Annotated in this window: 10 protein-coding genes and 1 pseudogene; 8 read left to right on the top strand and 3 right to left on the bottom strand. The window is 35.6% G+C overall.

Annotated features, from left to right (window positions below; all coding sequences use genetic code 11):
• Positions 1-76 precede the first annotated feature (76 nt).
• On the bottom strand, positions 77-205 hold the full coding sequence (locus ACEPXG_RS09565; RefSeq protein ID WP_391201393.1) for a hypothetical protein: 129 nt from the start codon (positions 203-205) through the stop codon (positions 77-79).
• Positions 206-521: 316 nt separating this feature from the next.
• Here ACEPXG_RS09565 and ACEPXG_RS09560 point away from each other — a divergent pair, with 316 nt between their 5' ends.
• The 3 genes from ACEPXG_RS09560 (at position 522) to helD (ending at position 5,156) form a co-directional block, all read left to right on the top strand.
• Complete coding sequence (locus tag ACEPXG_RS09560) at positions 522-1,043, top strand: GNAT family N-acetyltransferase (RefSeq protein ID WP_391201390.1); 522 nt, start codon at positions 522-524, stop codon at positions 1,041-1,043.
• 622 nt (positions 1,044-1,665) lie between these two features.
• Positions 1,666-2,118 (top strand): CoxG family protein, encoded by a 453-nt coding sequence (locus ACEPXG_RS09555; RefSeq protein ID WP_391209860.1) that lies wholly within the window; start codon positions 1,666-1,668, stop codon positions 2,116-2,118.
• 707 nt (positions 2,119-2,825) lie between these two features.
• Positions 2,826-5,156: an RNA polymerase recycling motor HelD gene (gene helD, locus ACEPXG_RS09550; protein WP_391201387.1), complete on the top strand. Its 2,331-nt coding sequence runs from the start codon at positions 2,826-2,828 to the stop codon at positions 5,154-5,156.
• Between the two features lie 210 nt (positions 5,157-5,366).
• Here helD and ACEPXG_RS09545 read toward each other — a convergent pair whose 3' ends face one another.
• Positions 5,367-5,768 carry a hypothetical protein gene (locus ACEPXG_RS09545; protein WP_391201384.1) on the bottom strand — a complete coding sequence of 134 codons (402 nt, stop codon included), beginning with the start codon at positions 5,766-5,768 and terminating at the stop codon, positions 5,367-5,369.
• A 643-nt stretch (positions 5,769-6,411) separates the two neighbouring features.
• Between ACEPXG_RS09545 and ACEPXG_RS09540 the strand changes: the two genes are divergently transcribed.
• The 4 genes and pseudogenes from ACEPXG_RS09540 (at position 6,412) to cyoE (ending at position 9,065) form a co-directional block, all read left to right on the top strand.
• The gene (locus tag ACEPXG_RS09540; RefSeq protein WP_391201382.1) at positions 6,412-6,585 is read left to right on the top strand and encodes a hypothetical protein; all 174 of its coding nucleotides are present in this window, start codon (positions 6,412-6,414) and stop codon (positions 6,583-6,585) included.
• On the top strand, positions 6,582-7,124 hold the full coding sequence (locus ACEPXG_RS09535; protein ID WP_391201379.1) for a hypothetical protein: 543 nt from the start codon (positions 6,582-6,584) through the stop codon (positions 7,122-7,124). The genes ACEPXG_RS09540 and ACEPXG_RS09535 overlap by 4 nt, the downstream gene beginning before the upstream one ends.
• A 111-nt stretch (positions 7,125-7,235) precedes the next feature.
• A pseudogene (locus ACEPXG_RS09530) lies at positions 7,236-7,879 on the top strand (alpha/beta hydrolase).
• Between the two features lie 289 nt (positions 7,880-8,168).
• Positions 8,169-9,065 (top strand): heme o synthase, encoded by an 897-nt coding sequence (gene cyoE, locus ACEPXG_RS09525; RefSeq protein ID WP_391201376.1) that lies wholly within the window; start codon positions 8,169-8,171, stop codon positions 9,063-9,065.
• A gap of 67 nt (positions 9,066-9,132) precedes the next feature.
• On the opposite strand, the gene ACEPXG_RS09520 is transcribed toward cyoE, so the two are convergent.
• Complete coding sequence (locus tag ACEPXG_RS09520) at positions 9,133-11,742, bottom strand: cation-translocating P-type ATPase (RefSeq protein ID WP_391201373.1); 2,610 nt, start codon at positions 11,740-11,742, stop codon at positions 9,133-9,135.
• A 513-nt stretch (positions 11,743-12,255) separates the two neighbouring features.
• Between ACEPXG_RS09520 and ACEPXG_RS09515 the strand changes: the two genes are divergently transcribed.
• On the top strand, positions 12,256-12,483 hold the full coding sequence (locus tag ACEPXG_RS09515; RefSeq protein ID WP_391201370.1) for a hypothetical protein: 228 nt from the start codon (positions 12,256-12,258) through the stop codon (positions 12,481-12,483).
• The last annotated feature ends 114 nt before the right edge of the window (positions 12,484-12,597 follow it).

Below are 12,597 nucleotides of genomic sequence, written 5' to 3'. Positions count from 1 at the left end.
GCTTTCTTAATGCCACAAGAAAAAACGTCTGATAGTAAAGATGTATTTCCCCTTGCTACTTCGAATGCCTTATTTTCTATAATTCGGCATACGTAATATGCTGATAAAAAATTAAATTCATATGAAGCAATATAGGAATAAGTATGGATTGTGTATAATTTGCAATTGCGCCAAATAGAATACCTCCGATGAACGCGAAAGACATATATCTAATACTCCATTTGTTCAATTTATAAAATTGTAAATGAGCGATTGAAATAGTAGATTTAAAATAAAGATTGATCATTTGTAATAAAATCCGATTATTTGAAAAAAAGTTTGATACAATTGCATTGACTTGAAGGATTATGGCAATTCAACAAACGGGCCATTTTGCAGAACAAGGATTAGAAATCACAGGGGAAAAAGAGTTAGCATTGGTGAATATTTTGTGTAGCCTATTTCGAGAATTATGGAAATGATATTTGGAATGTTTTAGGACATGTGTGGAAGTGGCTTGTCTTAGGAGAGGAGATAAAAAAATGATTGAATTACGAAAGATAAACGGGGATAACATAGATGAAGTAATAGCACTTGAAGTTGAAGGAAACCAGGAAGACTTAATAGAAACTACTAACCTCAGAAGCTTTGCAGACGCTCATATGTTGAACGCAGACGGTATACCAGCGACTCCCTTTGCCATTTATGCCGATGAAGTTGCGGTTGGATTTTTGATGTATATTTATGATACGTTGGATCATAAATCATTTGAAAATGAAGTTTTTTACGGGAAGAAGTGCTATTTTATTTGGCATATTATGATTGAAAAGAGTTACCAGGGGAAAGGATATGGCAAACTTGCTTTTGAAAAAATGTTGATGGATATTGAAACTACGCCAGATGGAGAAGCAGACTATGTAGCCCTCTTTTATCGAACAAGTAATGTCGTAGCTAAAACATTATACGCTTCATTTGGTTTCGTAGATACAGGAATCATTCAGGATAATTCGATGTTGGCGATTAAAAATCTAGATGGGAAAATAACAGAATCCTTAGTAGAATAGGATCTCTCGGAAAGAAATGTAAGCTATCAACGTCTTGACCCATAATAAACACAAATATCCAGAAGAAAAAACAATTTTGTTAACTCTGTCTTAGCGAAAATATAATATTTATACCGCAATCGGGCGCGATTTTTTAAGAATTACTAGGTAGAAAACGATCAAACTTTATTATAAAAATCACATAGTATTTCACAAAGAATTAACCCGTTTTGATCAATCATTTTTCAAAATGGGTTCTTATTATTTAACTTAAAATATGGATTTTGGGGATAAATTAGATCAAACTTTATTCCAAACCAACAGAAATCAAGAATGCTGAGATGATCACTGAGATGGTTACTAGTAAAAGGCAATCTCAATAGATGTATATTGAAACGATTTATTCAGTATTGGCAATATATAACCTCTACTTTTCACTCCGGACCTTAAGTTGAAATATTTTTCCTACTTCTTGTGCCACACAGAATGCGAATGTTCTACTATTAGATTTTAAGAATTCATATGCTGACTAGCATCGGCCGAAATTCATCGATCGCTAAAGGTGAATCTGTACAATTAAAATGCTAAAATGTTAATGGTAGATTCAAATTACAATTACATAAAGAAGGAAGTAGTGAAACGTATGGCACTCGCATCGCATTCTGTAATCATTCCAGCATCTGTAGAGAACGTTTGGGAATATGTTAGTCAAATTGAAAACTGGGCAATAATGGTTCCTGCCTATAAGGAGCATGAGCAAATTGATGAACAAAAGTCAGTTTGGACATTCGAAGGGAATTTTAAAGGATTTAAAAAGACTGTGAAAATGGAGTTAAACGTCACTGAATTTCATGAGCCATCGACTATACGGTTCGAGTTAAAAGGGTTAACGGACAACTTTACAGGTAGTGGCAAGTTTACTGCTGAAGAAACGGCAGGGCAAACAACGATGACAGGGACAATTGAAGTAAATACAGGTGGTTTAACAGGCGCTGTGTTGACGCCTGTTATTAAAATGGTGTTGCCGAAAGTGACAACACGCTTAACAGAGAAAATTGCACGCCAAGTTAAACGGGAAGAGGTTTCGGTTCTGTAAATAAGATTTGAAAAAAGTACCTGCTCGATATGCATTTATGTTTGTTCGAACAAACATGAATGTTGACCTGAAACCATTCCTATATAACAGTGTTTCGACTCCCACCACTTCCATACAAAAAAGCAAACCACTCAACAAAAACTGCGACTTTAAGTATGTCTTTGCCATAAAGGCAAGGATATACTTAATTTTATTTTAGGCAATAATATACTTAAAATATTTAATACATTTAGAAGTTAGTTTGTAGATTTCAAAAATCTACCTAAATACTTAAGGGATAAAATATACAACAGAAAAGAAGTAAAAATGCTTGTTTTTATTTTGTAACAGGTGCGTTAGTTAAAGATGAATTTCATTGGGTTGCTTAAGCAACTCTTTCTTACGAATAGTCAAGTGTCTATAATAACTATCTTGACTCTCAAGATAGTACTTTTTTTTTCTGTTTTTACAAGCGAAAAAGATAATAGGAATAAACAAGCAATAAAAATAGAATATAGGTTTTTTAATTTAAATGAAAGGTGCCCAATTCTAAAATAAATTAGAATTGGGCACCTTATATTTATGTAAATTAGATTGATAAAAATGAAAAATTATGTTATGTTTATATAGAAACACTTTTAACGAAAAGTGTCCATAATAGTCCTTATTATTATTTTACACCAAAAATCTTGTTTTGTCAAACATATTTATATAAAGGGGTGCTTGAGATGAAAACAGAACTTCCTCGGGAGCAAGAACGATTGGAAAACGTAATGGAGACTATTACAGAACAAATCGGCAAGTTAAAGGAAGAAACCGATTGGCGTCGTCAAGAGGTGGTCGGTTTCCGCAAACACTTTTGGGACGACGTCAAGGTAAACACAGATACTTTCGACGATTATCTTGAGACAATCATTAGCTTAAGACAACACGCTCAGAACCTTTCCGTAAGCCAAAGCATTCACAAGCAAGCTTCCAATAAATTGTCCGCACTTCAGCGAATGCAGGATGTGCCTTATTTCGGTCGAATCGATTTTATGGAAGAAGGAACTTCCAATACGGAAAGTATTTATATAGGCATCTCTACACTCATGGATTTAAGCGGAGAGAATATTCTTATTTATGACTGGCGTGCGCCAATCTCAAGCGTCTATTACAATTATTCATCTGGTCCTGCCGAATACACTACACCTGAAGGAGTTATTGATGGCGTCCTGGAGGAAAAGTGGCAATATATTATCCGTGGCGGCGTTGTCGAATCGATGTTTGAAACTAGTCTCACGATAGGAGACGAGATTTTACAACAAGTGCTTGGAAAAAGCACAGATAAACATTTGCATAGCATCGTTTCTACCATTCAAATGGAACAAAACCAGATTATCCGGCACGATCATGGGCGGCTGCTCATCGTTCAAGGAGCAGCAGGTAGCGGCAAGACGTCAGCTGCTCTACAGCGGATTGCTTACCTGCTTTATAAATATCGAGATAGATTGAAAGCTGATCAAATCATTTTATTTTCACCTAATTCGATGTTTAACAGTTACGTATCCAATGTATTGCCTGAACTTGGTGAAGAAAATATGCAGCAGGTCACATTCCAAGAATACTTGGTTCACCGCCTAAGCGACGAGTTTCAAGTCGAAGGTCCTTATGAACAATTGGAATATGTGTTGACCGCGACGGATGAACCTGCATACCGAACTAGGTCTGAGAGCATTCGATTCAAAGCATCGGTTCGTTTTTTTGAGATAATCAAAACATTCAGACAGTCGTTAGAACTATCCGGTATGCTGTTCAAAGGTATTAAATTTAGAGGAAAACAGATTGTCACCGCCAAGCAAATCACAGAGAGGTTTTATAACAGTGACACATCACTCCGTTTTCATAACAGACTAGAGAAGTTAACGAAGTGGCTAAACGAGCTAGTGGATGAAGTAGAGAAGCACGAACGCACCGAGGCATGGGTACAGGAAAAAATCGAATTACTTAGTGAAGATGATTACCAAAAAGCCTATAATCATTTACGGAAAAAGCAAGGCTTTAAAGGAGCATCGTCTGATGATTATGAGATGGAATCGGAAGCACTTGGTCAATTGATTGTTCGCCAGAAATTAAAACTGTTACGCAAACAAATTCGGGAGCTTCGTTTCGTCAACATCAAAGGAATATACAATCAACTTTTCTCTGATGCAACCTGGATGGATGGGGAAATCTCCGAAGAATGGGAGGATATTTGCTTCTCCACTTTGAAAATGTTAGATGAAGGTAAACTGTTTTACGAAGATGCTACGCCATTTTTACTTTTGAAAGAGTTGATTCAAGGCTTTCAGACGAACAACTTAATTAAACATGTGCTTGTAGACGAAGCGCAAGATTATTCTCCGTTTCAATTCGAATTTTTGAAACGTTTGTTTCCTGCAGCAAGGATGACAGTGCTTGGAGACTTTAACCAGGCTATATTCGCCCATGCTAGTGAAACGGTAGATTTCGATACGCTTACTAGCTTATACGGACCAAATGAAACGAATTCGATAAACTTGACCCGTAGCTACAGATCCACAAGACCGATCGTCGAATTTACACGTGGACTCGTACCTAACGGCGAGCGGATTACCGCTTTTGAACGAGATGGGGAGAAGCCTGTTCTGACGCAATTGACCGATCGGAAAGAACTGCAGCGCTGCATCGTTTCAAAAGTGTCAGATTTGCGGAAACAGAAGTTTAATACGATTGCAATTATATGCAAATCCGCTGAAGAAAGCGTCGTTGCATACGAATCCTTAAGTAACGTCGAAGAAATTAAACTTGTGAAGAGCGGTTCTATTGAATATGAGCAAGGTGTCGTTGTGATTCCGGCGTATTTGGCAAAAGGCATTGAATTCGATGCCGTTATCATTTATGACGCATCGGCGCAAGTATACGGCGATGAGAGCCTGCGCAGATTGTTTTACACCGCCTGCACCCGGGCGATGCATTATTTGCATCTTTACAGTGTAGGTGAAATGAGCCCATTTTTGCTCAACGCTGCGCCCGAGAGTATAGTTCGTAGCTTGACGTAGCACGGGACTGGACGGAGGGTGCTGATAAAGGGGTTTAAAGATACTTCGGTACTTTATTAAACAAAAAAGTGATTCATGAAGTAATAAAAGCCTAATTTCTACGCGTTCTAAGCGAGAAACTAGGCTTTTTTTAGTTGGATTTCCTTAGCGATATAAATATCTATTTCCTAACGCTACTCCTAAATACCCTCCACCAAGGTTACATGAAGCTTACATTCCGATAAACATATTCCTACTTAGTGGACCCCAGTTTTCTCCCATAAATCCTGTTCGACCTTCTAAATTCACAAAACATGGTAGTACAGTATACATAACTCCTGTCATTGCATTTACTCTAAATGACATTACGAATCTTGTTTTAGAATTGCTTACAGGGGTAATCATTCCTATTTCAGGACGTATTGCATTCGAACTCATAAGTGGATCGTTCATTCCGACGCTCGCAATACCGATAGGACCCATATTACTTCTAATCCAGTAGTTTGAGATGTTTGTTGCGGATGCAAAGTCTGCTGGTTGATCATACGTAATACTTATTTGGTTTGGAGCGATTTGTGTAGCTTCTACAAGAACAGGATGATCCATCTGTCTGAAAGCTGGAATTTCATTCATTTTTTCTCCCCCATTTATTAGAAATAATCACATGTTCTAACCTATCCTATGGGATCATACATGTACATGTTACAAAGCATTACTAATAGGCTGAGTCATTTTAATCTACGATATTGGTAATGACTACTTAGAAAAGTACCTAAATAAATTGGAGATTTTAATGCAGGCATCGAAAAGTTGGAATGAATTCATTAAAAATTTTAATCATGTTTTTGGGAAAATTGAACAAATTGAATTAGATTTATAATACAAAATATGGTTTAAGAGTGACATCAAGTAGGTTAGCATATAACTCATCAAATCATGATACTCTTGGTTTAACTAGAGTTGTGCAGCTGAATCTACTGGACGCGGCATTTGGTTTATTGATCAAAAGTCATATATAAAGATAGAAATTGAAGGTATTTTCGAAAGTGTGTCGAAAGAGTTATTTACTGGGAGTTACTTTACAATACCCGTAGCTATATTGTGTGTATTATTCAAGTAAAGTATAAGGACGAAAAATAATGGCCTGTTGAATAAGAAAAATATTATGCTTATCGTCTTTTCCTTAGTTCTTTTGAGTCGTTGTTCCGATAATAATTACAATTTCATCATGAATAGTGGTTGTCCAGATGGTGAAATTGAATGAGTGAATTTAGTTATGATTAATGATATAAAGTACGAACATCATTTTCCCGACTCTGCAGATGTAATGATTCCTTTAGTAATAGAAAAAGGCAGTGAAATTGGAAAATTAACTTATAAGATGGCAGGTAGTGAGGGAACCCTTACTAAATCTCTAAACAAAAATAATTTCTATAGGGGGAATGATTGAAATTGAAAAAATGGCGTTCATTTATTGCAATGATATTATTGCTTCTATTTGTAACTGTACTATATTATCAAAAGAATTTTAAGACCCTTGAAAAAGCCATAAAAGGTTCGAATATCTCTATTGATGAAATTTACTATTCTATCGAGAAGGATGGTAATGCCATTATCATATATCGTAATGCTGATTTTTTATCTGCAGCTTTGATCGAAAAAAACTTCTTTGGCTATCGTTGGTGTTGTGGGTCTGGAAGTGAAGATTTTAATCAGAATGACTCAATATTAACTAAATCATTTACCAATTTACTTTCTTGTGGATCGGTATCAAAGGAAGATTACGTTACAATAGCAATGGGCGTTATTAATGATGAAGGAATCGAAAAATTACTAGTTAAATATAAAGACCAAGCGAGTGCTAAGGCTACAATTATGGAGACAACAAATGGCCGTATATGGTTTAGTTTCTCAGAAACTCCTATTAACTACGATCCAGATGTGATAAGAGTTTATAAGGATGGTACCGAAGTCTCTGGATGGTTTTAATTGAAACTAATAATAAAGTCCCTGTATTACTATCAACTTAGATGCAATTTAGAATAGTGTCTGAGTTGTGTGGGACACAGAGAACTCTTATAACATTCGGAGGGGAAAATGATGAAAGTAAATAAAAAGAATATACACACGAATGACAAGACAATTAACTATACACATTTTGAAATCGGGTCCAAAACGATTTGCTTTATGTTTTCTGGTTCAGGTTACAATTATGATAAACCCTTATTTTATTATGCAACAATGACAATGATTCAAAATAGAATTGATATTGTTCATGTCCATTACTCCTATGGAGAACATTTATTGAAAACAGCTCTCGATGAAATATCCAAAACAATGGTGGACGATATTAACCCAGTCATTTTGGATGTTCTTAAGAATGGTAAATACGATGAAACATTTTTTTAGGTAAATCACTTGGAACAATTCCAATTGCTATTGACTTAATGAAAAGAATTGAATTTTCAAATTCGAAAATGATTTTACTCACTCCATTGTTAAAATTCGATTCTATTTTTGAGTCAATCTTGAATAGCGAACATCAAGGGCTTTTAGTCATCGGGAACAAAGACCCTCACTTTAATTCAAATCAAATGGAACAATTAAGTAACTCAAAGTTAAAGATAGAGGTTGTCCAAAATGCAAATCATTCCTTGGATATTGAAGAATCTGATACTACAAATTCAATATTAGCTTTATCAAGAGTAGTAGAAAAACTTCAGGAAACATTAATGATGATTTAGCGAAATAATGGGATTATTTAAAGATAACCAATTTAGGAGCTAATGTAATCGCTTAAATAAAAATAAATGCAAAAGGGGTGCTAATAAGTTAGTGCTGCAAATAATTTAAATACAATTCAGAATAATGTCTGAGTTGTGCATTGCGCAGTGGAACCCTCACTAGATGTCAACAGATTGTCACTTCAAAAGGAAGGCGAATGGTCAGTAATTCTGTTATATTTAGAAGAGTAATATATCGAGAAATTCGAAATGTCGTGTTGGAAAATGAAGGAGTGTTAAACTAGACACCATGAAAAAGCAATCTAATTTGAATTTATGGGCATTGGCTGTAAAAACAGGGATTATTAAATCTAATTTAATTCCGATGGTAGCAGGTCTGATGCTCGCTTTATACACATATGAGTTAAGTTTCGGAGATAATATTTCGAATATCGTCTGTGCAATTTTAGGAACGGCGGCAGTAATTGCTGCAGCGGGCTCGTTTAATAATTTATACGATCGTGACATTGATGTGGTCATGCAACGTACGAAAAATCGTCCAACCGTAACTGGAGAATTATCGCCTAAACTCGTTTTAGTCGTCGGAATCTCGTTGCTGATAATCGGAATTGCACTACTTGCTTTAGCGACACCACTTGCATCATTCTTAGGATTTCTCGGAGTATTTTTCTACGTTGTACCATATACAATGTGGACGAAGCGCCGTACCATTTGGAACACAGAAGTTGGCAGTATTTCAGGGGCAATGCCACCACTTATTGGGTGGGCTGCTGTAGCACCAGATATTTGGCATCCGGCAGCGTGGGCATTATTCATTATCGTCATGATTTGGCAAATGCCGCACTTTTACGCAATTGCTATTCGGAAAAAGGATGATTATGCAGCAGCGAATATCCCAATGCTTCCTGTAGTAAAAGGCGAGCGCCGTACTTATATTCAAACTAATATTTACTTAGTACTATTAATCTTAACGAGCTTCTTATTTTTACCCCTTAGCTTAGGGCTCACATTTGTTTCGATTATTTTAGGGGCAATTTGGCTATGGATGAGTATAATGGGCTATCATAAGAAGGAAGGGAAGAAGTGGGCGAACCGTATGTTTGCATACTCTTTATTCCATATGATGTTTATTTTCGGCACGGTCATTATTTATGCATCTATCGGACTAATTTTAAACGAGCATTGAGTTAGTGACCCTGTATACGCACAATTCAGAGTGATGTCTGAGTTATATGTGACACAGGGTCCACTAACTATTTTTTACTTCTCACGAACAACACTTTATACCACTGATTAACCAAAAACGGCATGAAGGACAAGCAATAAATATAAACTAATTGTACTCCGCTTAATGTTGCAACTTCAAACACACCCGTAAGCGAAGGGATAAATAATACAGCATGTAAACATACAAAACCTATTAAAAATGCTAGCCAAGTATATTTATTCGAAAATACACCAATTTTGAAGATTGATTCTTTGGATCTGGAATTGAAACCATGTACTAATCTTGATAAACATAAGGTTGCAAATGCCATTGTGCTTGCTGTTAAAGTATCTCCTGTTGCCAATCCCATTCGAAAAGCAATGATTGTAGAGATAGCTATTAATAAACCTTCAAGTATTACTTGCGTAGTAAATTTTCTATTTAATAATGGGGTGTGAATATTTCTGGGCTTGTCCTTCATTGTATTTTTATTATGCGGCTCTAAACCAATTGCTATTGCTGGCAAACTATCGGTAAGTAAGTTAATAAATAAAAGATGCACTGGTGCAAAAGGAACTGGTAAACCTAATACGGTTGCATATAAAACAACAAAAATAGCACCTGCATTCCCAGATAATAAGAATAGTATCGCGTTTTTAATATTCGTATAGAGGCTTCTTCCATTAGAAATCGCTTTGACAATCGTTGAAAAATTATCATCCGTTAAGATCATAGAGGATGCATCTTTAGCTACTTCTGTACCGGTAATCCCCATCGCCACACCGATGTCTGCTTGTTTTAGAGCAGGGGCATCATTGACACCATCTCCCGTCATCGCAACGACATTTCCTTTATCCTGCCAAGCTTTAACGATTCGAATTTTATGCTCAGGTGTTACTCTGGCGTATACAGAGTAATCTTGCACCTTTTCTTGTAGTTGTTGATCAGTTAATCCTTCAATTTCATATCCCTCGATTGCTTCTGATGGATCATTTAATATACCGATTTGTTTGGCAATAGCTGTCGCTGTTATTTTATGGTCACCAGTAATCATTACTGGTTTAATACCAGCTGCTATACAACTTTCTACCGCTGCTTTTGACTCTTTTCTCGGAGGATCCATCATTGCGATTAGTCCGACAAAAATTAAATCACTCTCATCTTCTACATCGATTGTTTGGTGTTCTTTTATTTCTTTATAGGCAATTGCTAGTACTCTTAAACCATTCATAGAAAAGGCACGATTCACTTCTTCGATTCTTTTACGATTATCTTCTGTAATAGCAAGTATCCCTTTTGAAGTATCGATTTTCACAATTTTAGATAGAAGAACATCTAATGCTCCCTTTGTAATCATAATATTTTGCTGATTAATATGATTCACTGTACTCATTAGCTTTCTGTCTGAATCAAAAGGAATTTCCGCCACTCTAGGATTGTGATTTCTTACGAATAACTCATCAAGATCATACTGCTTCCCTAATTTTACGAGTGCAATTTCAGTAGGGTCACCGATTTCTTTTTGATCTCTTTCCAAGGCATCGTTACATAAAAGTGCCATTAAGATAAGATTCTTCTCAAGTGCATTTTGTGTATTTAGTAGATCATAAGGAATAACTTTTTGATCCACATATACTTGTTGAACAGTCATCTTATTTTCAGTTAATGTTCCGGTTTTATCTGAACAAATAACAGATACACTTCCCAGACTTTCGACAGCATAAAGTTTACGTATAATGGCATTTTCCTTTGCCATTTTTTGTGTCCCAAAAGCTAGCACAATCGTTACAATCGAACTTAATGCTTCTGGAATTGCTGCAACTGCCAGCGAAACGGCAAACATAAACGATTCTACTAACTCTCGACCTCGAAAAAGATCAATAGTGAAAATAGCTAAACAGATCATTGTAATCCCTAAAGCTAAGTTTTCTCCAAAATGATCGAGACTTACTTGTAAAGGTGTTTTCTTCTGTTTTGCAGTATCCAATAAATTTGCTATTTTTCCGATTTCTGTTTCCATTCCAATAGCTGTAACAATTAGGGTTCCACGACCATTGGTAACAAAACTTCCAGTGAAAACCATATTCTTTTTATCCGCAATGGTTATTTGATCTACATCGATTGGCGTGGTACTTTTCGCTACAGCCAATGATTCACCAGTCAGTGAGCTTTCATTTATATGCAGATTATGGCTTTCTAATAATCGGCCGTCTGCATTAATATAATCTCCAGCCTCTAAATAGAGAAGATCTCCTACCACTATATCCTCTGAAGAAATCTCTACTATTTGATTATTTCGCATAACTTTTGCAACTGGAGTGGTCAAAGCTTTCAGATTGTCCAAAGATTGTTCTGCCTTCACATGCTGTACAGTACCCAATACTGCGTTTAAAATAACAACAATCATAATCACAATAGTACTTCCTACTTCACCTAATAGAAATGAAATGAAAGCCGCAATCATTAAAATAATGACTAATAAATCTTTAAACTGACCAAAGAAAACGGCGAATGTACTTGTCCTTTTTCCTTCGACCAATTTATTATAACCGTATACTTCTTGTCTCTTTTGGACGTCATCATTAGTTAGTCCTTGGTTTGTGACGTCTAACATTTCCATGATTTCACGTGATGATTGTTGATGATATTCTAGCATTCGATTCCCCTTCCAGTAAGAAATTATTAGACTATCAGGCTAATTAAAGAAGCTTTAGCAGATGCGATAGAGTCTCGCAAAACTCGAGAAAATCAATTGTATTTACAATCGGAATGGAGGGAAGCCCATAAAAAAGGCTATTTTTAGCTTGTCCTTTCTTCTACTATTATCGAATTTAATCGAATATAGTTCCGGGATTAGTAATCGATTAATCACTTCATTTTTATTCTCTATATTCTCCACCTCCATCAACTATATTATTCTATGCATTGTTTGAGTATGATAATTATCGATATAGAGATATTTAATGTCCATATGTTATAAATAATTTTGACACAATTCGAAAATAGTGTCTGATTTTTGAGTGACGTAGGGGAACGGGTCGGACTCTTTCCAATTTTCTACCTCTAATATGGTCAGTAACAAAATTACTATTTTAGGTAAAACAATCCAAAAATAAGTGAAACCATTGCCAAAGCTATTCCGTAGAACTTATTGCGAGGGGTGAGAAAAATGAAAAAATATTTTATATTTATATTTATTTTTGCTTTATTACTTTTATTGTTTCAACTATTCTCTGGGTTGCTACTCACAATGTTTTATACTCCCGATTTTTATTTGCAAAAAACGTCTTCAAATCCAGCAACTATTTTTGGTAGAAGCACCACGATGTATTTAGTAGGAACATTACTCATCGCTTCATTTGCTTATTTTTCATCTCAAAAGCTATTGAAAAACTAGATCGATGAAGTTGCAAAAAGACTATGAATATAAAATAGTAAACGTAAAAGTAGTACAGGAAGATGGAAGAATTTTTAAGGAATAGCTACCGTATCAATAATAGTTGCAATACTT

Source organism: Psychrobacillus sp. L4 (assembly GCF_042944905.1).
In the GTDB taxonomy this organism is placed as follows: Bacteria; Bacillota; Bacilli; order Bacillales_A; family Planococcaceae; genus Psychrobacillus.
The sequence above is the reverse complement of the archived record's forward strand: the minus strand, read 5'-3'. Positions and strand labels throughout refer to the sequence as shown.

Excerpts from the sequence above, each read along its gene's own strand:
- helD (WP_391201387.1), top strand. The coding sequence starts at position 2,826 with ATGAAAACAGAACTTCCTCGGGAGCAAGAACGATTGGAAAACGTAATG.
- cyoE (WP_391201376.1), top strand. The coding sequence starts at position 8,169 with ATGAAAAAGCAATCTAATTTGAATTTATGGGCATTGGCTGTAAAAACA.
- ACEPXG_RS09565 (WP_391201393.1), bottom strand. The coding sequence starts at position 205 with ATGTCTTTCGCGTTCATCGGAGGTATTCTATTTGGCGCAATTGCAAAT.
- ACEPXG_RS09520 (WP_391201373.1), bottom strand. The coding sequence starts at position 11,742 with ATGCTAGAATATCATCAACAATCATCACGTGAAATCATGGAAATGTTA.
- ACEPXG_RS09545 (WP_391201384.1), bottom strand. The coding sequence starts at position 5,768 with ATGAATGAAATTCCAGCTTTCAGACAGATGGATCATCCTGTTCTTGTA.
- ACEPXG_RS09515 (WP_391201370.1), top strand. The coding sequence starts at position 12,256 with ATGAAAAAATATTTTATATTTATATTTATTTTTGCTTTATTACTTTTA.
- ACEPXG_RS09540 (WP_391201382.1), top strand. The coding sequence starts at position 6,412 with ATGATTAATGATATAAAGTACGAACATCATTTTCCCGACTCTGCAGAT.
- ACEPXG_RS09560 (WP_391201390.1), top strand. The coding sequence starts at position 522 with ATGATTGAATTACGAAAGATAAACGGGGATAACATAGATGAAGTAATA.
- ACEPXG_RS09555 (WP_391209860.1), top strand. The coding sequence starts at position 1,666 with ATGGCACTCGCATCGCATTCTGTAATCATTCCAGCATCTGTAGAGAAC.